At 42.2% G+C, this 24604-nt stretch carries 23 protein-coding genes and 3 pseudogenes; 19 read left to right on the top strand and 7 right to left on the bottom strand.

What is annotated here, in order from left to right:
• Nucleotides 1–25: 25 nt before the first annotated feature.
• The 11 genes and pseudogenes from SOR_RS10000 to SOR_RS10365 form a co-directional block, all read left to right on the top strand.
• Nucleotides 26–151, top strand: a pseudogene (locus SOR_RS10000) (XRE family transcriptional regulator); the annotation flags it as partial.
• 46 nt (nucleotides 152–197) lie between these two features.
• Nucleotides 198–866: a CPBP family intramembrane glutamic endopeptidase gene (locus tag SOR_RS08955; RefSeq protein WP_000720902.1), complete on the top strand. Its 669-nt coding sequence runs from the start codon at nucleotides 198–200 to the stop codon at nucleotides 864–866.
• A 204-nt stretch (nucleotides 867–1070) separates the two neighbouring features.
• Complete coding sequence (locus SOR_RS08950) at nucleotides 1071–1679, top strand: hypothetical protein (RefSeq protein WP_013670289.1); 609 nt, start codon at nucleotides 1071–1073, stop codon at nucleotides 1677–1679.
• Nucleotides 1680–1816: 137 nt separating this feature from the next.
• The gene (locus SOR_RS08945) at nucleotides 1817–2512 is read left to right on the top strand and encodes an AzlC family ABC transporter permease (protein WP_000659754.1); all 696 of its coding nucleotides are present in this window, start codon (nucleotides 1817–1819) and stop codon (nucleotides 2510–2512) included.
• Nucleotides 2502–2825, top strand: coding sequence for an AzlD domain-containing protein (locus SOR_RS08940; protein WP_000253936.1), 324 nt, complete (start codon nucleotides 2502–2504; stop codon nucleotides 2823–2825). Before SOR_RS08945 ends, SOR_RS08940 begins: the two co-directional genes overlap by 11 nt.
• 103 nt (nucleotides 2826–2928) lie before the next feature.
• The gene (locus SOR_RS08935; protein WP_000724965.1) at nucleotides 2929–3771 is read left to right on the top strand and encodes an amino acid ABC transporter substrate-binding protein; all 843 of its coding nucleotides are present in this window, start codon (nucleotides 2929–2931) and stop codon (nucleotides 3769–3771) included.
• 154 nt (nucleotides 3772–3925) lie between these two features.
• A complete protein-coding gene (locus SOR_RS08930) occupies nucleotides 3926–4780 on the top strand; it encodes a MetQ/NlpA family ABC transporter substrate-binding protein (RefSeq protein ID WP_000694527.1) in 855 nt (284 codons plus the stop codon).
• Nucleotides 4781–4898: 118 nt separating this feature from the next.
• Nucleotides 4899–6272 (top strand): M20 family metallopeptidase, encoded by a 1374-nt coding sequence (locus SOR_RS08925; RefSeq protein ID WP_000231794.1) that lies wholly within the window; start codon nucleotides 4899–4901, stop codon nucleotides 6270–6272.
• The gene (locus SOR_RS08920) at nucleotides 6265–7326 is read left to right on the top strand and encodes a methionine ABC transporter ATP-binding protein (RefSeq protein WP_000085684.1); all 1062 of its coding nucleotides are present in this window, start codon (nucleotides 6265–6267) and stop codon (nucleotides 7324–7326) included. The genes SOR_RS08925 and SOR_RS08920 overlap by 8 nt, the downstream gene beginning before the upstream one ends.
• 1 nt (nucleotide 7327) lies before the next feature.
• A complete protein-coding gene (locus SOR_RS08915; RefSeq protein WP_000137507.1) occupies nucleotides 7328–8020 on the top strand; it encodes a methionine ABC transporter permease in 693 nt (230 codons plus the stop codon).
• 159 nt (nucleotides 8021–8179) lie between these two features.
• Nucleotides 8180–8335 (top strand): annotated as a pseudogene (locus tag SOR_RS10365) (D-alanyl-lipoteichoic acid biosynthesis protein DltB); the annotation flags it as partial.
• On the opposite strand, the pseudogene SOR_RS08910 reads toward SOR_RS10365, so the two are convergent.
• Nucleotides 8323–8622, bottom strand: a pseudogene (locus SOR_RS08910) (MptD family putative ECF transporter S component); the annotation flags it as partial. The pseudogenes SOR_RS10365 and SOR_RS08910 sit on opposite strands and share 13 nt — an antisense overlap.
• 133 nt (nucleotides 8623–8755) lie before the next feature.
• Between SOR_RS08910 and SOR_RS08905 the strand changes: the two are divergent.
• The 5 genes from SOR_RS08905 (at nucleotide 8756) to nrdI (ending at nucleotide 13455) form a co-directional block, all read left to right on the top strand.
• The gene (locus tag SOR_RS08905) at nucleotides 8756–9370 is read left to right on the top strand and encodes a YesL family protein (protein WP_000514466.1); all 615 of its coding nucleotides are present in this window, start codon (nucleotides 8756–8758) and stop codon (nucleotides 9368–9370) included.
• Entirely contained in the window at nucleotides 9348–11018 is a 1671-nt protein-coding gene (locus tag SOR_RS08900) for a sensor histidine kinase (protein WP_000800571.1), read from the top strand. The genes SOR_RS08905 and SOR_RS08900 overlap by 23 nt, the downstream gene beginning before the upstream one ends.
• Before the next feature lie 11 nt (nucleotides 11019–11029).
• Nucleotides 11030–12316, top strand: a complete 1287-nt coding sequence (locus tag SOR_RS08895) for a response regulator transcription factor (RefSeq protein ID WP_000278918.1) — start codon at nucleotides 11030–11032, stop codon at nucleotides 12314–12316.
• 58 nt (nucleotides 12317–12374) lie between these two features.
• Nucleotides 12375–12908 carry an ABC transporter permease gene (locus SOR_RS08890; protein WP_000740041.1) on the top strand — a complete coding sequence of 178 codons (534 nt, stop codon included), beginning with the start codon at nucleotides 12375–12377 and terminating at the stop codon, nucleotides 12906–12908.
• 76 nt (nucleotides 12909–12984) lie between these two features.
• Complete coding sequence (nrdI, locus tag SOR_RS08885; RefSeq protein ID WP_000724239.1) at nucleotides 12985–13455, top strand: class Ib ribonucleoside-diphosphate reductase assembly flavoprotein NrdI; 471 nt, start codon at nucleotides 12985–12987, stop codon at nucleotides 13453–13455.
• Between the two features lie 80 nt (nucleotides 13456–13535).
• Here nrdI and SOR_RS08880 read toward each other — a convergent pair whose 3' ends face one another.
• From SOR_RS08880 to argS, 3 genes are all read right to left on the bottom strand, one after another.
• Nucleotides 13536–14798 carry an NRAMP family divalent metal transporter gene (locus SOR_RS08880; RefSeq protein WP_000084701.1) on the bottom strand — a complete coding sequence of 421 codons (1263 nt, stop codon included), beginning with the start codon at nucleotides 14796–14798 and terminating at the stop codon, nucleotides 13536–13538.
• Nucleotides 14799–14996: 198 nt separating this feature from the next.
• Nucleotides 14997–15242 (bottom strand): hypothetical protein, encoded by a 246-nt coding sequence (locus SOR_RS08875; RefSeq protein ID WP_000084867.1) that lies wholly within the window; start codon nucleotides 15240–15242, stop codon nucleotides 14997–14999.
• Nucleotides 15243–15810: 568 nt separating this feature from the next.
• Nucleotides 15811–17502, bottom strand: coding sequence for an arginine--tRNA ligase (argS, locus tag SOR_RS08870; protein WP_001092715.1), 1692 nt, complete (start codon nucleotides 17500–17502; stop codon nucleotides 15811–15813).
• A gap of 154 nt (nucleotides 17503–17656) precedes the next feature.
• On the opposite strand from argS, the gene argR reads away from it, so the two are divergent.
• Both argR and mutS read left to right on the top strand, forming a co-directional pair.
• Nucleotides 17657–18103 (top strand): arginine repressor, encoded by a 447-nt coding sequence (gene argR / locus SOR_RS08865; RefSeq protein WP_001231483.1) that lies wholly within the window; start codon nucleotides 17657–17659, stop codon nucleotides 18101–18103.
• A 50-nt stretch (nucleotides 18104–18153) separates the two neighbouring features.
• Nucleotides 18154–20688: a DNA mismatch repair protein MutS gene (mutS, locus tag SOR_RS08860; RefSeq protein WP_000179927.1), complete on the top strand. Its 2535-nt coding sequence runs from the start codon at nucleotides 18154–18156 to the stop codon at nucleotides 20686–20688.
• A gap of 41 nt (nucleotides 20689–20729) precedes the next feature.
• Here the strand turns inward: mutS and SOR_RS08855 are convergent, their stop codons facing one another.
• Together SOR_RS08855 and SOR_RS08850 are read right to left on the bottom strand one after the other, a co-directional pair.
• Entirely contained in the window at nucleotides 20730–21188 is a 459-nt protein-coding gene (locus SOR_RS08855) for a DUF3021 domain-containing protein (RefSeq protein WP_000743967.1), read from the bottom strand.
• Nucleotides 21185–21625, bottom strand: coding sequence for a LytTR family DNA-binding domain-containing protein (locus SOR_RS08850; protein WP_000861945.1), 441 nt, complete (start codon nucleotides 21623–21625; stop codon nucleotides 21185–21187). Before SOR_RS08850 ends, SOR_RS08855 begins: the two co-directional genes overlap by 4 nt.
• A gap of 313 nt (nucleotides 21626–21938) precedes the next feature.
• On the opposite strand from SOR_RS08850, the gene mutL reads away from it, so the two are divergent.
• The gene (gene mutL / locus SOR_RS08845; RefSeq protein WP_000018202.1) at nucleotides 21939–23888 is read left to right on the top strand and encodes a DNA mismatch repair endonuclease MutL; all 1950 of its coding nucleotides are present in this window, start codon (nucleotides 21939–21941) and stop codon (nucleotides 23886–23888) included.
• Between the two features lie 140 nt (nucleotides 23889–24028).
• Here the strand turns inward: mutL and SOR_RS08840 are convergent, their stop codons facing one another.
• Nucleotides 24029–24526, bottom strand: a complete 498-nt coding sequence (locus SOR_RS08840) for a helix-turn-helix domain-containing protein (RefSeq protein ID WP_000761365.1) — start codon at nucleotides 24524–24526, stop codon at nucleotides 24029–24031.
• Between the last annotated feature and the right edge of the window lie 78 nt (nucleotides 24527–24604).

The following is a 24604-nucleotide window of genomic DNA, read 5'->3' as shown; positions in this document are numbered from 1 at the left end:
TATGTAAAAATTAGGAGGTGGTCAGATGATTGGGAGAATGGAATTGGGAGAATTTTACAAGGAATTGCGCCTGGCGAGAAAACTCAAGCAGTCAGATGTGGCTTGTGATGGACTGACAGCATCCCAGCTATCCAACTTCGAACTGGAACAGATTTCGTGTTATGCTGCCTTTATTTCATAGTATAGGAGAAAATAAAATGAAAAAGATAATCTCACGCTATTACTTGTTTGTAACGATTCTACTTGTCATTGCTGACCAGTTCTTCATTCGTCTGCTCTTACACAGCGACCTTGCTGCGGGCCTATCTGATTTTGCCTATTATTTGTCAGATATGTTGTTGAATTTTCTTGTGGTTCTGCTTGCTATTATTGTTATGGTTTGGTCAGGGAAATGGCAGAAAATCAATAGTAGAAAATTTAAGGGATCCTATCTTTTTTATTCCTTCCTAGCCCTCCTAGCTTTTGTTATTTGGAATTTTGTAACCTTTTTTATTTTCCCCCCTACCAAAAATGAAATTGCTTATCAACTGGATGTTCCTACTTTTACAGGAGCTACAGCATTTTTGATGTATTTTTTCTATCCTGTAATTGCAGGTCCCATTTTTGAAGAGATAATTTATCGTGGATTGGTGATGACCGCTCTGGAAAAAGGGAAGAAATGGGGACTGGATGTGCTTGGATCTGCTGCTTTGTTTGGAATCTTGCACATTAGTAATCATGGTTGGGTTTTGACAGACTTTTTCTCATATATGGGTGGTGGTCTCATATTTGCAGTCTTATTTAGAGTAACCAAGTCCATTTATTGGCCTATTGGACTGCATATAGTCTACAATGGTATTGGTCAAATTCTGCCCTTGTTATTTTAGAGTTTCTGCCAATCATAAAAACAAAAGAACTGACTAGCTAAGTATTATAAATAAGACTGTTTTTTCAGTCTTTTTTTATTTTGACTGTCTGTTACTAATTTTTGATTAGTCCTTTGTTTCCTCATAATTCAGAGAACAAATCTCAAAATGTAATCGGAAAATCCAAAGTTTGTCAGTCTGAGACTTTTCTTGTATAGTAGATATATGAAAATTACAAAAATAATTAGTAGTTTACTTGCTCTTGGAGCTTTACTCATGCTTTTATCAGCTTGCCATCATATCAAAAAGACGCAACTGGTCTGGTTTGAATCCCTTTCTTTCGGTATGCCTGTTAAATCCTTTGAAGAAGTATTTGGAGAGGCTAGCCAAGTGGTGGAAGAAGAGGAAATGGCTTATCGCGATACTTGGCGTGCAGAAGACCCTTATTTCTATAAAACAGGCCGCCTTTTCTATGATTATGAAAATATTTCTTTGAAGGGCCTTGCAGGTCGAGTAAGATTCACATTTTCAAAATCGCATCGCTTGGAGGAAGCGACAGCTCATATTCCTGTAGCTTCAAAAGGGGAGCAACAAGTAGTGCTCAACAATCTATCCCAGACTATAAAAAAAGAAATTGAAGCTCTTCCAGATTACCAGTCCATGACAACTGATACAGTAGGCCTCTATGATGACGGTTATCGCTACAAGGTCAAGTTAAAAGGACAACAGTGGGAACTCTGGATCGATGTCTATCCAACAGAAAATAAATATGCTACAGACACAGAAATCGATAAGTATACTATCCGAGTGGATCAATTTCTCATGTATCCATGATGCTTCCTCTTCAGCACTTTTTGCTAGCACTTAGTTTCGATTCCGAAACTTTTTTCTCATTCCTGAATATGTTATAATAGTCCGTGCTGTGGCTGTGATGATGAACAGCCTCAATTGGAGAGAATATGAGGAGAAGGATGAAAGAAAAAGGATTTTGGGAAGGTGTACAGGCAGCCATGCCGACTGCCCTTGGCTATGTCAGTATTGGTCTGGCTTGTGGGATTATCGGTGCGCCCTATGTGACACCTGTTGAGATGGGCTTGATGAGCCTCTTTGTTTATGCTGGGAGCGCCCAGTTTGCCATGTTGGCACTGATTGCGGTCCAAGCGCCTGTGGCAGCTATTGCTATGACGGTCTTTTTGATCAACTTGCGACTCTTTTTGCTGAGCTTGCATGCATCGACTTATTTCCGTCATACTAGTCTCTGGCAAAATATCGGCATGTCCAGTCTCCTGACAGATGAGACCTATGGGGTTTTGATGGGAGAATTAGCCCATACAGACAAGGTTCATCCCATGTGGATGCACGGGAACAATCTCAATAGTTATGTAGCCTGGTTTATTGGGACAGTGGCGGGGACAGCTTTAGGTGGGCTTCTGCCAAATCCTGAAGTCTTTGGATTAGACTTTGCCCTTGTTGGGATGTTTATCGGAATTTTTACTTCACAATTTCAGATTATGCAAAGACGGGTTCCTGTACGGAATCTGCTGCGGATCCTAGCCGTTGTTGCGGTGTCTTTCTTTTTGCTCTTGACAGTAGTGTCTCAGTCGCTAGCTGTTCTGTTTGCGACCTTGCTAGGTTGTACCATGGGGGTGGTCTTAGATGGTCAGTAAATATCTTTTGTTAGCCGTTATCTTTTCAGGCCTAGTGACTTGGATTCCCCGTATGATTCCCTTCATCTTGGTTAAGTACAAGGGCTTGCCAGCTATCGTCGAGCGGTTTTTGAAGTTTTTGCCTGTTTCCATTATCTTTGCCTTGATTCTTTCAAGCGTAGTGACTGGCAAAGTTGGCAGTCTTCCTCAAATCAAATGGCTGGACTTTTTAGCAGTCTTTCCAACGGCTTGGGTAGCCTTTCGCTACCGCAATCTAGTAGGTACGGTTCTTTTTGGGGTAGTCTTGATTGCAGTCTTGCGTCTGGTTTTTTAAAACAGCCATAAAAAAAACCTATCACCGAGATAGATATCATATAATGGCGAAAAAAAATATTTTCTGTTAAGATAGTAAAGTATTCTATTTTGGAGGAAATGACATGAAAAAAATCGTCAAATATTCATCTCTTGCTGCTCTAGGACTTGTTGCCGCAGGTGTACTAGCAGCTTGCTCAGGTGGAGATAAGAAAGATACTGCAACTAGCGAAGCAGCATCTGGTAAGAAAGAAATTATCGTTGCAACCAATGCTTCACCAAAACCATTTAACTACGAAGAAAATGGCGAGTTGACTGGTTATGAGATTGAAGTAGTCCGTGCTATCTTTAAAGACTCTGACAAATACGATATCAAGTTTGAAAAGACAGAGTGGTCAGGTGTCTTTGCAGGTCTTGATAGCGACCGTTATCAAATGGCTGTGAACAATATCAGCTATACCAAAGAACGCGCTGAAAAGTACCTTTATGCAGCTCCAACTGCTAAAAACCCTAACGTTCTCGTTGTGAAGAAAGACGACGACAGCATCAAATCACTTGATGATATCGGAGGCAAGTCTACTGAGGTTGTTCAAGGGACAACATCAGCTAAACAGCTAGAAGATTATAACAAACAACACGCAGACAATCCAACTGTTCTTAACTACACCAAGGCTGATTTCCAACAAATCATGTCTCGTTTGAGCGATGGTCAGTTTGACTACAAGATCTTTGATAAGATCGGTGTTGAAACAGTTATCAAGAACCAAGGTTTGGACAACTTGAAAGTCATTGAACTTCCAAGCGACCAACAACCTTACGTTTACCCACTTCTTGCTAAAGGTCAAGATGAGTTGAAATCATTTGTAGACAAACGTATCCAAGAACTCTACAAAGACGGAACTCTTGAAAAATTGTCTAAACAGTTCTTCGGAGACACTTATCTCCCAGCAGAAGCTGATATTAAATAGTCGTATGAAATCATCCAGTCTGAGAAAGACGGATGATTTCTCAATTTTCAGGTATATAGTTTCAAACTATATGTCTGCCTATCTAATAACAATTTGCTAATTCAAATAAAGTATGAGATACTATTACGGTATTATTTTTAAAGGAGAAAGAATCATGAAAATTAAAAAATGGCTCGGTGTAGCAGCTCTTGCTACAGTTGCAGGTTTGGCTCTTGCAGCTTGCGGAAATTCAGAAAAGAAAGCAGACAACGAAACAGTTGTCAAAATTGCAACAGTTAACCGTAGCGGTTCTGAAGAAGCGCGTTGGGATAAAATCCAAGAATTGGTTGAAAAAGATGGAATTAAATTGGAATTCACAGAGTTCACAGATTATTCACAACCAAACAAGGCAACTGCTGATGGCGAAGTAGACTTGAATGCTTTCCAACACTACAACTTCTTGAACAACTGGAACAAAGAAAACGGGAAAGATCTTGTAGCGATTGCAGATACCTACATCTCACCAATCCGCCTTTACTCAGGTAAAAATGGGGAAGAAAACAAGTACACCAAAGTGGAAGAAATCCCAGATAACGGTGAAATCGCCGTACCAAACGATGCAACAAACGAAAGTCGTGCACTTTACTTGCTTCAATCAGCTGGTTTGATCAAATTGGATGTTTCTGGAACTGCCCTTGCAACAGTTGCTAATATCACAGAAAATCCAAAGAACTTGAAGATTACTGAATTGGACGCTAGCCAAACAGCTCGTTCATTGTCATCAGTTGATGCTGCCGTTGTAAACAATACCTTCGTTACAGAAGCAAAATTGGACTACAAGAAAGCACTCTTCAAAGAACAAGCTGATGAAAACTCAAAACAATGGTACAACATCATTGTTGCGAAAAAAGATTGGGAATCATCACCTAAGGCTGATGCTATCAAGAAAATTATCGCAGCTTACCACACTGATGAAGTGAAAAAAGTTATCGAAGAAACATCAGACGGTTTGGACCAACCAGTTTGGTAATAAGACACAGGGAGGTGGGAGAGAGTTTCCACCTCTTACTTTTGTATAGAGAGTTGATTTTAAAGAGGCACTTGTGGTCGTTCTGAAGACACAAGTACGTAGTAGAAAGAGAGAGAAAATGGTTTTTCCTAGCGAACAAGAGCAGATTGAAAAATTTGAGAAGGATCATGTGGCCCAACATTATTTCGAAGTCTTACGCACCTTAATTTCCAAGAAATCCGTCTTTGCCCAGCAGGTTGGACTCAAGGAAGTCGCAAACTATCTGGGTGAGATTTTCAAGCGTGTGGGGGCTGAAGTGGAGATTGATGAGAGCTACACGGCTCCCTTTGTCATGGCGCATTTCAAGAGTTCGCGTCCGGATGCCAAGACCTTGATCTTCTATAATCACTATGACACCGTGCCAGCGGATGGCGACCAGGTGTGGACAGAGAATCCTTTTACCCTTTCTGTGCGAAATGGCTTTATGTATGGGCGTGGGGTTGACGACGACAAAGGCCACATCACAGCTCGTTTGAGTGCTTTGAGAAAGTATATGCAGCACCATGATGACCTGCCTGTCAATATCAGCTTTATCATGGAAGGGGCAGAGGAATCTGCTTCCATGGATCTAGATAAGTATTTAGAGAAACACGCGGACAAACTCCGTGGGGCGGATTTGTTGGTCTGGGAACAAGGAACCAAAAATGCCTTGGAACAGTTAGAAATTTCTGGTGGAAACAAGGGGATTGTGACCTTTGATGCTAAGGTGAAGAGTGCGGATGTGGATATCCACTCGAGTTATGGTGGTGTCGTGGAGTCAGCACCGTGGTATCTTATCCAGGCCTTAAGTAGCCTACGTGCCGCAGATGGACGTATCTTGGTAGAAGGCTTGTACGAGGATGTTCAAGGGCCAAATGAACGAGAACTAGCCTTGGTAGATACCTATGCCCAACGCAATCCAGAGGAAATTAGTCGCATTTATGGTTTGGAATTACCTCTCTTACAAGAGGATCGTGCAGCCTTTCTAAAACGTTTCTTTTTTGAGCCAGCCCTTAATATCGAAGGGATTCAGTCAGGTTATCAAGGGCAAGGGGTTAAAACTATTTTGCCAGCAGAAGCCAGTGCTAAGCTAGAGGTTCGTTTGGTTCCTGGTCTAGAACCGCATGATGTTCTGGAAAAAATTCGGAAACAGCTAGACAAAAATGGCTTTGATAAGGTAGAATTATACTATACCTTGGGAGAGATGAGTTATCGAAGCGATATGAGCGCGCCGGCCATTCTCAATGTGATCGAGTTGGCCAAGAAATTCTATCCACAGGGCGTCTCAGTCTTGCCGACCACAGCGGGGACAGGACCTATGCATACGGTCTTTGATGCCCTAGAGGTACCAATGGTGGCCTTCGGTCTAGGAAATGCCAATAGTCGAGACCACGGTGGAGATGAAAATGTGCGAATCGCCGATTACTACACCCATATTGAATTAGTAGAGGAGCTGATTAGAAGCTATGAGTAGAGATATTATCAAGTTAGATCAGATTGATGTGACCTTTCACCAAAAGAAAAGAACCATCACAGCGGTCAAGGATGTGACTATTCACATCCAAGAAGGGGATATCTACGGAATCGTTGGATATTCTGGAGCAGGGAAATCAACCCTTGTACGGGTGATTAACCTCTTGCAAAAACCATCTGCAGGGAAAATTACCATTGATGACGATGTGATTTTTGATGGTAAGGTCACTTTGACGGCGGAACAGTTACGTCGGAAACGTCAAGATATCGGGATGATTTTCCAACACTTTAATCTTATGAGCCAGAAAACGGCCGAGGAGAATGTGGCCTTTGCCCTTAAACATTCTGGACTCAGCAAGGAAGAAAAGAAAGCCAAAGTAGCTAAGTTGTTGGACTTGGTTGGCTTGGCGGATCGTGCTGAAAACTACCCTTCACAACTATCTGGAGGTCAAAAACAGCGTGTGGCCATTGCGCGTGCCTTGGCAAATGACCCAAAAATCTTGATTTCAGATGAGTCAACTTCTGCCCTTGATCCTAAGACAACCAAGCAGATTTTGTCCTTGTTGCAAGATTTGAACCAAAAATTAGGCTTGACGGTTGTTTTGATTACGCATGAAATGCAGATTGTCAAAGACATTGCTAATCGTGTGGCGGTCATGCAGGATGGCCGTTTGATTGAAGAGGGCAGTGTCCTTGAAATCTTCTCAGATCCTAAACAACCTTTGACACAGGACTTTATCTCAACAGCTACAGGTATTGATGAAGCCATGGTCAAGATTGAGAAGCAAGAAATCGTAGAACATTTATCTGAGAACAGTATCTTAGTGCAGCTCAAGTATGCAGGGGCTTCGACAGACGAACCACTTTTGAATGAATTGTACAAACATTACCAAGTAACGGCCAATATCCTCTATGGAAATATCGAAATTCTCGATGGCACTCCTGTTGGAGAATTGGTTGTGGTCTTGTCAGGTGAAAAGGCAGCGCTGGCAGGTGCTCAAGAAGCCATCCGTCAGGCTGGTGTCCAGTTAAAAGTATTGAAGGGAGGACAGTAAAATGACAGAGTTGATTCAAACTTACTTACCAAATGTCTACAAGATGGGCTGGGCTGGTCAGGCAGGCTGGGGAACGGCTATCTACCTAACTCTTTATATGACAGTTCTTTCCTTCATCATCGGAGGATTCTTGGGGCTGGTGGCAGGTCTTTTCCTCGTCTTGACAGCGCCAGGTGGTGTTTTGGAAAATAAGGTTATCTTTTGGATTTTAGACAAGATTACCTCCATTTTCCGCGCGGTTCCTTTCATCATCCTCTTGGCAATCATGTCGCCACTGTCTCACTTAATCGTCAAGACGAGCATCGGGCCAAATGCAGCCCTTGTCCCACTTTCTTTTGCGGTCTTTGCCTTCTTTGCCCGTCAGGTGCAGGTGGTCTTGGCTGAACTGGATGGTGGTGTCATTGAGGCGGCTCAAGCAAGCGGAGCGACCTTCTGGGATATCGTGGGTGTTTACCTATCCGAAGGTCTTCCAGATTTGATTCGTGTGACGACTGTGACCTTGATTTCCCTTGTTGGTGAAACAGCTATGGCAGGAGCAGTTGGTGCTGGTGGTATCGGTAATGTGGCCATTGCCTATGGATTTAACCGTTACAATCACGATGTGACCATCTTGGCGACTATCATTATCATTTTGATTATCTTTACGATCCAGTTCTTGGGAGATTTCTTGACCAAGAAATTAAGTCATAAATAAATGGAAGGAGTTCAAAGAGACTCCTTTTTGTTTTCTCACCGAAATGCAAGAAGGATAAAGCTTCTTTTTAGAAATATGCTATAATAAATAAAGGTCCCCAATTAGCAAGTCAGAAAGTTTGCTATAGAAGGGATGATAATGTAAAGGAGTTTGGCTGGTATGAATTATTTCGAGGGGAATGAGTTTTTCCTTCTCTTATCTGTAGTTTTACTGATTGGTTTTGTGGTAAACTTTTTTGAAAAACGTAAGGACTACTATATTTTGGCCCTCTCTCTCTTATTTGCAGGAGCTATCTATGGTAAGAGTCGAGCGATGGCATCTGCTGCAAGACCACAGGCGAGTCCTGGGAGAAAGGCACCAGCGCCATGCTTGCTAGCTAGGAAGAAAAGTGCCATAAAAAGTCCTAGAGTGGTGATAGCGCCAAAACGAGGGACCTTCGTCAAAAGAAGCATGTAGACACTGCCACCGACAAGGGCAGAAAAGGCAGGTGCGTAGAACATATTGCCTGTTTGGTCGACCAGGTGTCCTAGGAAGACTCCAATCCCTACACAGAGAAAGTAGAGGACGGCAGCCAAGAGGGTGGTTAAGATATTTTTCTTCATGAGAATCTCCTTGATGCAAATTAACAAAACCAATTGTATCATGCTTTTTGAGGATTGTAAATGGGAGTTCTATATTTTTGAAAACGCTTGAAATATGATATAATAGTTACATCGTTAGTTTAAGGAGAGTAGCATGGGAAAATTTCTAGAATTCGTCTTTAATCGTATCTTTTTGGGAATGATGGCGACGGCTTATTTCTGGCTATTAACACTAGCAGGAGGAGTAGTCTTTGGTTTGGCACCAGCTAGTGCCACTCTGATGAGTTTGTATGCGGAGCATGGGTATACCTATCGAGCATACCATTTGAAGGAAGCTTGGGAATTGTATAAGAGCAATTTTGTCAAGAGCAATCTGGCTTTCTATAGTTTTGTGTTTGTGGATCTTGTCTTAGTTTATGGTTTGTATCTTCTAGTTCAATTGCCCCACCAAACGATTTTCCACCTCTTAGCGACCTTTCTCAATGTCCTTGTAGTTGCTCTTGTCTTTCTAGCCTATACTGTTTCCTTGAAACTTCAGGTGTACTTTGATTTATCCTACCAAAACACCTTGAAACTGTCCCTTATCGGGATTTTTATGAGCTTACCTGCGATTGCCAAGGTTTTACTCGGGTCCGCTCTCCTTGTAGGAGTTGGTTATTATATGCCTGCCTTGCTCTTTTTTGTAGGAATTGGAATGTGGCATTTCTTTATCAGTGATATGTTGGAACCTATTTATGAAAGTATCCATGAAAAATTGGCGACAAAATAGAATGAAGCAGTTCTGGCTTCACTCTCTTTTACGGATTTATAGTTTGGTTATGATCGTGGTCATTGCCAGTTTTGCGATTATGCTCTCGTATGCTGACTGGGACTCGCGTGAGAAAGAAGCCCAAAGGGTTGCAGAACGTGTGACCACTCGGACAGTGAGTGAAGTGGAATATTATCACAGAGAGTCAACCCAACTTGCTCAGTCTTTGGTTGAAAATCAGGCCCGCATCGAAGGGATTTACAAGTATTTCAGTCTCAGCACACCAGACTATTTCTATTGGCAATTAGAGCGTAAAACTTCGCCTTATATCTCGGTTTCCCTGTATGAAAATATTGATGACCTATATGTTCGGAATGATTTTGTGACTGGAGTGGCCATTGTTCTTCAGGACTATAAGGAAGTCTATGTTTCGACTAGAGAGAAACGTAGTGGAGAGAAAATTCCTGCGGAGGGTTTTAAGCCGACAGCCAATAGTTTTGCCATTCCCGTTTCCGATCCTGTGTCTGACAAGGATTTAGGAGTGATTTATATCTCCCTATCCCCAGATGTTTTACATGGCGCTATTGACAATACTCGGGGTCATATCCCAATGGCTGTAACAGTAACTTCGCCTTTTGAGACCGAGATGTTCCATATTGGGGAGAAGGTATCAGCCGAGCGAGAAAACTGGTTTGTAGGTGTTACCTCTCACGGTTATCAGGTTCGAGTTGCTGTTCCTAAAAATTTTGTTCTTACAGGAACTTTGACGAGTTCAGCTGTCATTATTGGGCTAAGTATTCTCTTTATCATCATTTTGTACGTGACCCTTAGACAGACTTTTTCAAATTACCAAAAGCAGGTCGTAGATCTAGTAGATTCGATCGAGGTGATTGCTCAAGGGAAAGAAGGCCTTCGAATCGATACCTCTGAAAAAGACCAAGAGTTGCTTCTCATTGCAGAAACAACCAATGATATGTTGGATCGCCTGGAAAAAAATATCCACGATATCTATCAGCTAGAGCTCAGTCAAAAGGATGCCAATATGCGAGCCCTGCAGGCTCAAATCAATCCTCACTTTATGTACAATACTCTGGAGTTTTTACGGATGTATGCCGTTATGGAAAGCCAGGATGAACTGGCAGATATTATCTATGAATTTAGTAGCTTGTTACGCAACAATATCTCCGACGAGCGGGAAACGACCTTGAAGCAGGAGTTGGAATTTTGCCGAAAATATAGCTATCTCTGTATGGTGCGTTATCCTAAATCCATTGCCTATGGTTTCAAGATTGCACCAGAATTGGAAGAAATGAGGATTCCAAAATTTACACTCCAACCATTAGTAGAAAACTACTTTGCCCATGGTGTGGACCATCGCAGAACGGATAATGTCATCAGTATCAAAGTCTTGAAGGGCCAAGGCTTCGTTGAGATCCTAGTGGAAGACAATGGTCGAGGAATGCCCGCTGAGAAACTAGCTAGCTTGCAAGAAAAATTAGCTCAACGAAGTTTTGAACACGAGGCAAGCTATAGTGGGGAGCGGCAATCAATTGGAATAGTAAATGTACACGAACGCTTTGTTCTCTACTTTGGGGATCGCTACCAAATCAGTGTAGAGTCAGCTGAGCAAGAGGGTGTTCGTTACCATATCACTATCCAGGATGAATAGAAAGGGTAGAAATGTATAAAGTTTTATTAGTAGACGATGAGTACATGGTGACAGAGGGGCTCAAGCGATTAATCCCCTTTGAAAAATGGGATATGCAAGTCGTCGCGACAGCTAATCACGCAGATGATGCTTTGGACTATGTTAAGAAAAATCCAGTAGATGTGGTCATTTCCGATGTCAACATGCCAGATAAGACCGGGCTTGAGATGATTAGGGAAATGAAAGAGTTACTTCCAGATACCTATTATATCTTGCTGTCTGGTTATCAGGAGTTTGACTACGTCAAAAAAGCCATGAACCTTAGTGTCGTGGATTATCTGGTCAAGCCAGTAGACAAGGTGGAGTTGGGTCATTTATTAGAAAAGATTGCGCAGCAGCTTCAGGAAAAGGTGGAACAAAGTCAGACCCTCAGTCAAGAATTGGATGAGACAGGATTTACGAACTACCTGTCAGGTAAAGACAGCTGGTGGATTGGTCTTTCCAAGGAAAAGCAGGGCTCTTTTACCATTCCTTACTATGTTTTGGGACAAGACTGGCAGATTTTTATCTCTGATCAGCCACTAGATGGCATCGTCGTGACACCATTTGAAGCACCCTACCAGCAGTCCTTTGAGAATTGGAAGATCAACGCTGAAAAAGCCCTTTTCTACGGTTCAGTCAATCTAGAAAAATCTGAGAGTTTGTTTGCTTATTATGAGCCGATTTATCGGGTGATTATCCAAGGGAATATCAATCAAATCATCGAGGAATTAACCCTGCTAGAGAAGATCGTCTTGGAGAATACCCCGCGCGTGGCTATCACGAAGCAACTCTTTACCCAGTTTGTCATGGATGTCTTTCATTTGTTTGAACACCTAAAAGCAGATGATATGACCGAGATAGTCAAAGCTATCCATGCCATTAACACCTTTGAAGAATTGGTTGCCTATATCAAAGAAACCTTGACCAAGTTCTTTGGCCAGTACCGCATGAATGAAAATGTGGTGAGCGTGCTGGAGGTGATTGGGCGTGATTATCAGAAAGAGCTCTCACTTAAGGATATTAGCAAGGATCTCTTTATCAATCCTGTCTATCTCGGTCAGCTGATCAAGAGGGAAACCAACTCAACCTTTGCGGAACTGCTCAATAAACAGCGAATTAAGGCGGCGCAACAACTCTTGCTTTCGACCAGTGATAGTATCGAAGATATTTGCTATGCAGTTGGCTACAGTAATGTTGGATATTTCTACAAGGTTTTCCGTAAATTGTGCGGAAAATCACCGAAAGCCTATCGCAAACAAGTTGAAACCAGCTTGTAAAAGTTGTATTCCTGTACAAAAAATGCTATAATGTTCAAAATATCTTATGGAGGAAAACATGAAAAAGAATCCTATTTATCTTTGGGTCTTGTTAGTCCTATCAGCCCTTATTTCATCTATGTCATTATTTGGAATCTTGAGTCCATTGCCAAGTAAAGATGTGCTTCGTGCTAGCCTGGCGAATAGCGGGACGCTTACTGCTCAGCAATTAGAAGACACAGTCAACTATACTTACCAAGTAACAGCGTCATCGCACTCAATTTTTAATGTAGTTTTGATTGTTTTATCTGCTATTTTAGTTGTGGTAGCCTTTGTGTTCTTAGTTCGTAAAAACGTCCAATTTGCAAACTATGCTTATATTGGCTATGTTCTACTAGCTATTGTTGGTTTGGTTTATAGCTATATGAACGTTCAAGATGCGGTTCAATTAATCAAAGATACTACCCTCGGCTTAGGAATGGGAGCATTAGCACAAGGAACGAATATTTTGTTTATCATCATCAACGTCCTCTTTTTAGCCTTGGTCTTCTACAAGATGTGGCGCCAGCAAAAAGATTTGGCCGAGGAAGCCGAAGCAGAGGAAGTTGCCTAAGTATTGACAAAAGAGAACTATCAAGTTACAATCTTGGTAGTTCTTTTAATATCCAAAAATAAAAATCGAGGTCAATATGAAAAAAATATCCCTAGTGTATATCAGTCTGAGTGGGAATACAGAGAGTTTTGTAACCCGACTCAAGGACTATCTCTTGTCTCAGTATGAGGGAATTGAGGTCCAAAAAATCCATATCAAGGATTTGGTTAAGGAAGGCCAAGAATTCTTTGAAATGGAACATCACTATGTCGCTTTCTTGCCGACCTATCTGGAAGGTGGAAATGGTGTCGATAACGGCGATGTTGAGATTCTAACGACTCCAGTGGGCGACTTTATCGCTTATGGAGACAATGCTAGTAAGTGTTTTGGGGTAGTGGGATCTGGTAATCGCAATTTTAACAATCAATACTGCCTAACAGCCAAGCAGTATAGCCAGCGTTTTGACTTCCCGGTCCTAGCAGACTTTGAAATGCGTGGCATGCTGGGAGATATTAAAAAGGTCGCAGCAATTATTGCGGATTTGTATGAGTTAGAAACAGAAAAATAAAGTAGTACTGAGGGGCAGTTGAGATTTTCAACTGCTTTTGTGTATGTAAAAAGCACCCTGTAAGGGTGCCATTTTGTAAACTATCCTGCTTTTCCGATGGCAAGTGCATAGATAAAGAAAATAGCAAAGCCAAAGAGGAAAATCAATCCTGCGATAGCAAGGAGTTTTAGCCAGGAAGGAAGATTTTTATTCTCACGTGTCACCAATACATAGTTCAAAAGAGCAAAGAATGGTGTTGTCAGGAAAGAACCGATCATGGCAAAGCGAAGCATGGTGGAAACTTGACCAGCAAAGAATTTGATGATGACGATACCAATGATAGCGGTAATGGTCATCCAGATGTTCAAAGATTTGCGAGAATCCTCTTTTTGACGAATCAATAGTCGTAGCGATTCCTGATTGACACGAGAGTAGCCATCGATAACGGTGATGACCGTTCCAAAGATACAAAGAAAGGCGATAAAGGTAATCAAATAACGGGACCATTCTCCAAGAACAGAGGCATACATACCCACAAATTGAGAGATGTACTTGGCTGAAGCAGCTTCAACTGCCTGCCCGGTAGGATACTGAATTAGTGCTCCTAGTGCCACGAAGAATACAGCTAGGATAGCAGTTCCAATGTAACCAACGTTAAAGTCGAAAAGAGCGTCCACTGTATTAAAGTTGACGGTCTTTTTCTTTTCAGCAGACCAGAGTGAATTGATGGCTGAAATCTCAATAGGGGCGGGCATCCATCCTAGGAGGGAAACGATAAAAGGGAGGGCCGCCATTTGCCAAGGTGTCTTTTCGACAAAATCAGAGCTGTATTCTGGATGCTTAATTGCTGCAATGATAACTGCAAGAACTGTTGCAATGGTCAAAGCAGACATGATCCATTTTGCCATACCATCCAATAGTTTATAGCCACCAAAGAGTAGCATGGCCCAAATGACTGCAACAAGGATGAGGGACCATTGAGTGATGCTAAGTCCAATCATTGGGAAGGCGCTAGCGATGATGGCTGAGCAGAGGATAGCGACTCCAGCTGTATTGACCATAGCTGAAAAGACATTGAGGATAAAGAAAATCCAGAGATAGATTTTTCCTTTTTCGGCATAACCTTCGACCAAAGTCTTTCCCGTATCAGCCGTGTATTCGGCACCAAAACGGAAAAATGGATATTTAAAAACATTGGCCAAGATAATCAAGAGGAGTAGAGACCAACCATAAGAACCACCAGCTTGAGTAGAGGATACAATGTGAGAGCCTCCAACGGCGGCAGAAGCCATGAGGATTCCTGGTCCCATTGCCTTTAGTTTGCTTGCCCAGGTTGACTGGTTTGATAACGTAACTTGTGACATAATAAACACTCCTATTTTTGAATTTTCAGAATAATCTGAATATATAGCTACTATTCTACAAAAAACTTAAAGGAAATGCAAGGACATTTTGAAAAATACAGAAAATTACAGAAAAATTTACATGCATTAATGAAATTTCTCCAAGGAGAATATGGTTAAGCCTAAAAAAATCCGAGAAGAAAGCTTCTCGGATTTTGATTATTTCAATTGATCTGTGACGTCTTTTGAGAGCAACATTCCCAGATGGTAAGTTTTATTGATATGCGCAATGACATCATTGATATTTTCAGTCGTTTGAATTTTTTCTTTGATGTCAGACTTAAATGTTTCATCCTTCAAGAGTTGCTCTTGGTAGAGACTTTGAAGTCTTTCCTTCTCGTACTTATTGAGCAGAAAAAGGAAAACCAAGCTAAGTACAACGAGAATATAAGCATATTGGCTCATAAGGAATCTCCCAGTGTGATAAATAGTAAAAGTGAATAAATTGTTTCATTGAAATGCTACAATGCAGAACAAAATATAAATGCTATTTGCCTCAATCTTTCAGATTGCTTTGCAATCAAGTGACTTGAAAACTACGGCCAACCTCTAAGCTAATTAATATGATTTGATTGACCAATTTAGTGAGACGTTTAGGCAAGTGTCTCTGGTTACGACGTAAAGAAACATAAATCTACAATATTTATGTCCCAGAACTAGTTAAGCACCAAGCCAAATCACCATAGTTACTTAGACTGCTTTACAATCAAGTGATTAAAAGATTACGACATGAGCCTAACCAAATCGATATTATTTGGTTAGGTGAATTAGTGAAGCAGTTAGCTAGTCCGCATATAAGCGGCTAGCGTCTAGCAATTAGGAGCTTTAGTTCCAATAACTTTAAGATTACGACGTTTTAGGACATAAATCGATCATATTTATGTCCTAAAACTAGTGAAGCGCCTAGCCAAAGTCCGAATAGGATTTGGCGTTAGTTACTTAGATTGCTCCGCAATCAAGTAACTTTGGCGATTTACATCTTCTCCGGCGCCTCTACTCCGAGCAAACGAAGAGCTTCTTTGAGGACGACTGCAGTTGCGTAGCTGAGGGCTAGACGACTGTCGCGCTCAGGACTTTCATCTAGGATACGTGTATGTGCATAGTACTTGTTGAAAGCTTGAGCCAAACTAATCGCAAATTTCGCAATGATAGAAGGTTCAAAATTATCTGCCGCACGATTGATAATACGTGGGAAGTCCTGGAGTAGTTTAATGATTTCCCAGCTTTCAGCATCATTCAGGCTGTAGTTGCCAGCCGTATTTGGTTTGAAATCGGCTTTGCGCAAGATAGATTGGATACGAGCGTAGGCGTATTGAACGTAGGGTCCAGTTTCTCCTTCAAAGGATACCATAGCTTCAAGGTCGAAGTCATATCCATTTGTACGGTCGGTCTTAAGATCATAGAACTTGATAGCCCCAACTCCAACAGCGTGGGCAACCTGGTCTTTATTTTCTAACTCAGGATTTTTCGCCTCGATTTGGGCCTTGGCACGACTAACAGCCTCAGCGATAGTCGGTTCTAGCAAGATGACATTTCCTTTACGAGTAGAGAGTTTTTTCCCTTCTTTTGTTACCAATCCAAACGGAACATGGACAATGTCTTGACTCCAATCATAGCCCATCTCTTGTAGTACTGCCTTTAGTTGTTTGAAGTGGGCAGATTGCTCTTGACCAACAACATAGATGGATTTGGCAAATTGGTATTCATTTTTACGGTAAAGGGCTGCAGCCAAGTCACGTGTGATATAGAGAGTTGCACCATCAGATTTTTTGATAAGGGCTGGATGTTCAATTCCATATTTCTCAAGATTGACAACTTGAGCTCCTTCTGACTCAACAAGAAGTCCTTTTTCAGCGAGAATGTCTACAATAGCATCCATCTTATCATTGTAAAAGGCTTCCCCGTTGTAGCTGTCAAATTCGACTTGCAATTCATTGTAAAGGCGGTTGAATTCCACTAAACTTTCATCACGGAACCATTGCCAGAGAGCGAGGGCTTCCTCATCTCCATTCTCCAGTTTACGGAACCATTCGCGTGCTTCTTCATCCAAGCTAGGGTCTTTTTCAGCTTCAGCATTGATGCGAACGTAGAGTTTAAGAAGTTCATCGATTGGATGAGCTTTAACGGCTTCTTCATTTCCCCATTTCTTGTAGGCGACAATCAGCATCCCAAACTGTTTGCCCCAGTCTCCCAAATGATTGACCTTGACTGTTTGATAACCGATTTTTTGGAAAATATGTGACAAGCTATCTCCGATAACTGTTGAACGCAAGTGCCCAATAGAGAATGGTTTTGCGATGTTGGGACTAGACATATCAATAACGACATTTTCTTGCTTGCCAATGGTTTGGTCAGCATAGTGATCTTTTTCAGTGATAACATCCTGCAATACCTGAGCCGAAATAGCACTTTTATCAAGGAAAAAGTTGACGTAAGGTCCGATAGCGACAACCTTTTCAAAGGCTTGACTATTGATTTTTTCAGCAATATCTGCTGCAATCATTTGAGGAGCTTTACGCTCGACCTTTGCTAGAGAAAAGGCAGGGAAGGCGATGTCTCCCATTTCTGAGTTTTTAGGTGTTTCCAGTAAATTTAAAATAGCCTCTTGATCCAGGCTATCAATGACGCTAGCCAACTCGCTAGCAATCAATTCTTTTGTATTCATAAGGGCTCCTTTTGGGCTTTTTTACTATTTTAACACAATTTACTACATTTTTTGAGAAAGAAAAGAATTTTTTTGAATTATCTAGTTTTTTTGGTATAATATAGTTATAAAATAAATGTAAAAGTTGTTATAAATATTCACTTAAGAGGATAATATGAGAAAAAGAGAACGGCATCAATTGATTAAAAAGATGATCACCGAAGAAAAACTTGGGACACAAAAAGAGATTCAAGATCGTTTAGAAGCTCGTAATGTTTATGTGACACAAACGACTTTGTCGCGTGATTTGCGTGAAATCGGCTTGACCAAGGTTAAGAAAAATGATATGGTGTATTATGTACTAGCAAATGAGACAGATAAGATTGATTTAGTTGAGTTTTTGTCTCATCATTTAGAAGGAGTTGCAAGAGCTGAGTTCACCTTGGTACTTCATACCAAACTTGGGGAAGCTGCAGTCTTAGCAAACATTGTAGATGCAAACAAGGATGAATGGATTTTAGGAACGGTTGCTGGTGCTAATACCTTATTGGTTATTTGTCGAGACCAGCACGTTGCCAAGTTGATGGAAGATCGTTTGCTAGATTTGATGAAAGATAAATAAGGTCTTGGGAGTTGCTCTCAAGACTTATTTTTAGCAAGGAGAGACGGAAAATGGCAACAGAAAAGCTATCACCCGGCATGCAACAGTATGTGGATATTAAGAAACAATACCCAGATGCTTTTTTGCTTTTTCGGATGGGTGATTTTTACGAGTTGTTCTATGAAGATGCAATTAATGCAGCACAGATTTTAGAAATTTCCTTAACGAGTCGGAATAAAAATGCAGAAAATCCGATACCCATGGCGGGTGTCCCCTATCATTCTGCCCAACAGTATATCGATGTTCTGATTGAGCAGGGCTATAAGGTGGCCATTGCCGAACAGATGGAAGATCCTAAACAAGCAGTTGGGGTTGTCAAGCGTGAGGTGGTCCAGGTCATCACACCTGGAACGGTCGTCGATAGCAGTAAGCCGGATAGTCAGAATAATTTTTTGGTTGCCTTAGATCGCGATGGCAATCAGTTTGGTCTGGCTTATATGGACCTAGTGACGGGTGACTTCTATGTGACAGGTCTATTAGATTTTACGTTGGTTTGTGGGGAAATTCGCAACCTCAAGGCTCGAGAAGTGGTGCTGGGTTATGACTTGTCTGAGGAAGAAGAACAAATCCTCAGCCGTCAGATGAATCTGGTACTTTCTTATGAAAAAGAAGGCTTTGAGGACCTTCATTTACTGGATTCACGACTGGCAGATGTGGAGCAAGCAGCAGCTAGTAAGCTCCTCCAGTATGTTCACCGGACCCAGATGAGGGAGTTGAACCACCTCAAACCTGTTATCCGCTATGAAATCAAAGATTTCTTGCAGATGGATTATGCGACCAAGACTAGTTTGGATTTGGTTGAGAATGCCCGGTCAGGTAAGAAGCAAGGCAGTCTTTTCTGGCTTTTAGATGAAACCAAAACGGCTATGGGTATGCGGCTCTTACGTTCTTGGATTCATCGTCCTTTGATTGATAAGAAGCGAATTGTCCAACGTCAAGACGTGGTGCAGGTCTTTCTTGACCACTTCTTTGAGCGTAGTGATTTGACAGACAGTCTCAAGGGGGTTTATGACATCGAACGTTTGGCTAGTCGGGTTTCTTTTGGCAAGACCAATCCCAAGGATCTCTTGCAGTTGGCGACCACCTTATCCAGTGTACCACGGATTCGTGCGATTTTAGAAGGCATGGAGCAACCTGCCCTGGCCTATCTTATCGAACAGTTAGATGCCATCCCTGAGTTGGAGAGCTTGATTAGTGCTGCCATTGCTCCTGAAGCTCCTCACGTGATTACGGAAGGTGGCATTATCCGTACGGGATTTGATGAGACCTTAGACAAGTACCGTCGTGTGCTCAGAGAAGGTACCAGCTGGATTGCAGAGATTGAGGCTAAGGAGAGAGAAAACTCTGGCATCAGTACGCTTAAGATTGACTACAATAAAAAGGACGGTTACTATTTCCATGTGACCAATTCGCAACTGGGAAATGTGCCATCCCACTTTTTCCGCAAGGCAACACTGAAAAACTCAGAACGCTTTGGTACCGAAGAATTGGCCCGTATCGAGGGAGATATGCTGGAGGCGCGTGAGAAGTCAGCCAACCTAGAATATGAAATCTTTATGCGCATCCGTGAGGAAGTCAGCAAGTACATCCAGCGTTTGCAAGCGCTAGCCCAAGGAATTGCGACAGTTGATGTCTTGCAAAGTCTAGCAGTTGTAGCTGAAACCCAGCATTTGATCAGACCTGAGTTTGGAGAGGATTCACAAATAGATATCCAAAAAGGGCGCCATGCTGTCGTCGAAAAGGTCATGGGAGCTCAGACCTACATTCCAAACAGTATCCAGATGGCAGAAGATACCAGTATTCAGCTAATCACAGGGCCTAACATGAGCGGGAAGTCAACCTACATGCGCCAGTTAGCCATGACGGCGGTGATGGCCCAGCTGGGTTCTTATGTGCCGGCAGAAAGCGCCCATTTGCCTATCTTCGATGCTATCTTTACCCGTATCGGAGCAGCAGATGACTTGGTTTCAGGTCAATCAACCTTTATGGTGGAGATGATGGAGGCCAACAATGCCATTTCGCATGCGACCAAGGATTCCTTGATTCTCTTTGATGAATTGGGACGCGGAACTGCAACTTATGACGGAATGGCTCTGGCCCAATCCATCATCGAATACATCCATGAACATATCGGAGCCAAAACCCTCTTTGCGACCCACTACCATGAGTTGACCAGTCTGGAGTCTAGCTTGGAACACTTGGTCAATGTCCACGTGGCAACCTTAGAACAGGATGGACAGGTTACCTTCCTTCACAAGATTGAACCAGGTCCAGCTGATAAATCCTACGGTATCCATGTGGCCAAGATTGCTGGCTTACCAGCAGAACTTTTAGCAAGAGCGGATAAGATTTTAACGCAACTGGAGAGTCAAGGGGGAGAAAGTCCTGCTCCGATGAGCCAAACAAGTGCTGTCACAGAACAGATGTCACTCTTTGATGCGCCTGAAGAACATCCTATCCTAGCAGAATTAGCTAAACTGGATGTGTACAATATGACACCTATGCAGGCTATGAATGTCTTGGTCGAGCTCAAACAAAAGTTATAAAAAGAATCCCACTCATGCATTTGTGAGTGGGATTTTCTCTATTACTTTTTATGGGCCAAAAGTTGATTGATGTGGTCCACTTTTTTTGCTTCTCTTTTATAGAGAATAACCCAGATGATGAGGTAGACGATCGCAAACTCTGGAATGAGCTGGAGATAGAAGGTCCAGTGGAAGGGGAACCAACCAGCCAGAGTTGCTAGTGGAACAAAGCCAGCCAACATGAGGAAGAAATGGGAAAGTGTTGCACGGAGCAAGCTCCAGTCACGGCTGAATAAGCGGCTACCAAAGCTAAAGAGAACGCCGATAGCTGACCAGATGATCATACAGTAGAGCAAGACCAGAGCACCGTGAACCTGATGTTGCACCATCACTTGTCCGACTAGAGAATCAGGACTCAGTGGAGCGTAGGTATTTGGTGCATAAATGAGTGAAAAGAGGATAGATAGGATGAGCCCGATGAGAACACCAGCAGCAGCATCGTGAAAGATTTGTTTTTTCATAGTTCTAATTTCTCCTTGATGGTTTTTAGGTAACGGCGAGATGAGTAGGTAAAGCTTTCGTTTTTGAGAAAGATCTCGACCAGGCCGTTGGGGGTTAGTTTGAGATGAGAGATAGCGTCAATATTAACGATTTCTGATTGGGAAATTTGGATAAAAGTGGTCGGCAGAATGTCAAGCACTTGATAGAGTCGCAAATCAATGGTGTAGGTCTGAGAAGCAGTTTCTGCTAGAATCTTTCGATTCTCGATATAGAAGCGTTGTATCTTGCCAATCTTAACTAGATAGACCTGATTATCAATCTTACCTTTGATTGTTTCTTTTTGGTCAAGATTTTCTGCGAACTCGATGACTTTCTGGACTTTTTCGGTCGGCTGAGGAGTTTGGACAATCAGCTTTTCCTCCTCGTAAGTCTCCTTAATCTGTAGTTCTACTTTCATAAATTTCTCTCCTTTTCAGTTATACAAGGTTAATTTCACTTCTTGTACACCTTTATTAATACTCTTCAAAAATCAAATTCAAACCACGTCAGCGTCGTCTTGCCGTACAAAAGTACTGTCTGCGCCTAGCTTTCTAGTTTGCTCTTTGATTTTTATTGAGTATACCACTATTTTACGACCCATGGCAAGAGCTTTTGTCTATGTGGAGAGATTTGGAGTCTATGTGGTATTTGCTTTTTCTGATAGCATTTGAAATATGGTATAATAGCACTAATCAATTTCTAGGAAAATAGATACAGAAAGGGGCTGAAAGATGTCTCATATTATTGAATTGCCAGAAGTGTTAGCAAACCAGATCGCGGCAGGGGAGGTTATCGAACGTCCTGCCAGTGTGGTCAAAGAGTTGGTAGAAAATGCCATTGACGCGGGTTCTAGCCAGATTATCATTGAGATTGAGGAAGCTGGTCTCAAGAAAATTCAAATCACCGATAATGGTCATGGAATTGCCCACGATGAGGTGGAGTTGGCCTTGCGTCGCCATGCGACCAGTAAGATAAAAAATCAGGCAGACCTCTTTCGGATTCGGACGCTTGGTTTTCGTGGTGAAGCCCTGCCTTCTATCGCTTCTGTCAGTGTGCTGACTCTGTTGACGGCGGTGGATGGTGCGAGTCATGGGACTAAGTTAGTCGCGCGTGGAGGTCAAGTTGAGGAAGTCATCCCAGCGACTAGCCCTGTAGGAACCAAAGTTTGTGTGGAAGACCTCTTTTTCAACACACCTGCCCGTCTCAAGTATATGAAGAGCCAGCAAGCGGAGCTGTCTCATATCATTGATATTGTCAACCGTCTGGGCTTGGCTCATCCCGAGATTTCTTTTAGTTTAATCAGTGATGGCAAGGAAATGACGCGGACAGCAGGGACTGGTCAACTGCGTCAAGCCATCGCAGGGATTTACGGTTTGGTGAGTGCTAAGAAGATGATTGAAATTGAGAACTCTGACTTAGATTTCGAAATTACAGGTTTTGTGTCTCTGCCTGAGTTAACCCGAGCAAATCGCAACTATATCAGCCTCTTCATCAATGGCCGTTATATCAAGAACTTTCTACTCAACCGTGCTATTCTTGACGGTTATGGAAGCAAGCTCATGGTAGGGCGTTTTCCACTGGCTGTCATTCACATCCATATTGATCCTTATTTGGCAGATGTCAATGTGCATCCGACCAAGCAAGAAGTGCGGATTTCTAAGGAAAGAGAACTGATGGCGCTGCTTTCAGAGGCTATTTCAAATAGTCTCAAGGAGCAAGCCTTGATTCCTGATGCTTTAGAAAATCTTGCCAAGTCGACCGTGCGCAATCGTCAAAAGGTAGAGCAGACCATTCTCCCACTCAAAGAAAATACGCTTTACTATGAAAAAACAGAACTCTCAAAACCTAGTCAAGCTGAGGTGGCTGACCACCAGGTTGAATTAACTGAGGAGGGTAGGGACCTAACCCTGTTTGCTAAAGAAACTTTGGACCAATTGACTAAGCCAGCAAAACTGCATTTTGCAGAGAGAAAGCCTGCTAACTATGACCAATTGGACCATCCAGAGTTAGATCTTGCTAGCCTCGATAAGGCTTATGACAAGCTGGAGCGAGAAGAATCATCCAGCTTCCCAGAGTTGGAGTTTTTCGGACAAATGCACGGGACCTATCTTTTTGCCCAAGGGCGAGATGGCCTCTACATCATAGACCAGCACGCGGCCCAGGAACGAGTTAAGTACGAGGAATACCGTGAAAGCATCGGCAATGTTGACCAGAGCCAGCAGCAACTCCTAGTGCCCTACATCTTTGAATTTCCTGCGGATGATGCGCTTCGTCTCAAGGAAAGAATGCCTCTCTTAGAGGAAGTGGGTGTCTTTTTAGCAGAGTACGGAGAAAATCAATTTATCCTACGTGAACATCCTATTTGGATGGCAGAAGAAGAGATTGAATCAGGCATCTATGAGATGTGCGACATGCTCCTTTTGACCAAGGAAGTTTCTATCAAGAAATACCGAGCAGAGCTGGCTATCATGATGTCCTGCAAGCGGTCTATCAAGGCAAACCATCGCATCGATGACCACTCAGCCAGACAACTCCTCTATCAGCTCTCTCAATGCGACAATCCCTATAACTGTCCCCACGGACGTCCCGTTTTGGTGCATTTCACCAAGTCGGATATGGAAAAAATGTTCCGACGCATTCAGGAAAATCATACTAGCCTCCGTGAGTTGGGGAAATATTAAGAACACAAAAAGCCTTTGTTTTTTCCAAACAAGGCTTTTTAGCTTTTCTATGGTGGGAATTTTGAATGGGCATGGCAACTTGCCATGAGGTTTACACTTGCTTGACAAGAAAAAGTAATGAGAAATATGATTCAATTGACTCAAGGTTTCATAGAGTCGTCTTGGTTTGAGGGATTCTCAAGACCAATCATTTTATCAAGATAACGTTGTTTGGTTTTGAGAGTCTTGCTGATAGCAATCGCTGAAGCAATCAAAAGAACGAAGGTCAGCCAAATCCAGGCGGTGAACTCGGCTGGAAAACTAGAACCAGCTAAAAAGAGATAGATAGCCAGAGCTAAGACGAAAATATAAATCACTTGCCAGAGGCCAAAAGATTTAACTTCTTTATAGTATTTGTCCTTATCTTCCTCCAAAATCACTTCTGTAGAAGTTTTTTCAGAGTTTTCATCTAGTAGTAGATAGTCAGTTGTCACTTGAAAAATCTTGCTTAATTCAATGATTTTTTCGATTTCTGGAAGAACTTGACCAGACTCCCACTTGGAGATACTTTGCCGAGAGACATTGATTTGTTCTGCTAGCTTTTCCTGGGACCAACCTTTTTCCTTTCGGAGCTCAAATAGTTTTTCTGCGAGTTTCATGATTCTATCCTCCTTTTTCTACCTCTATCCTAACAATTTTTACTTATTATGAGAATACAATCTCCTGTACTATTTGTC

Origin of the sequence: Streptococcus oralis Uo5, assembly GCF_000253155.1 — a bacterium.
Lineage (GTDB): Bacteria > Bacillota > Bacilli > Lactobacillales > Streptococcaceae > Streptococcus > Streptococcus oralis_L.
Note: the sequence above shows the minus strand (reverse complement) of the source record. Positions and strands in the feature narration are given on the sequence as shown.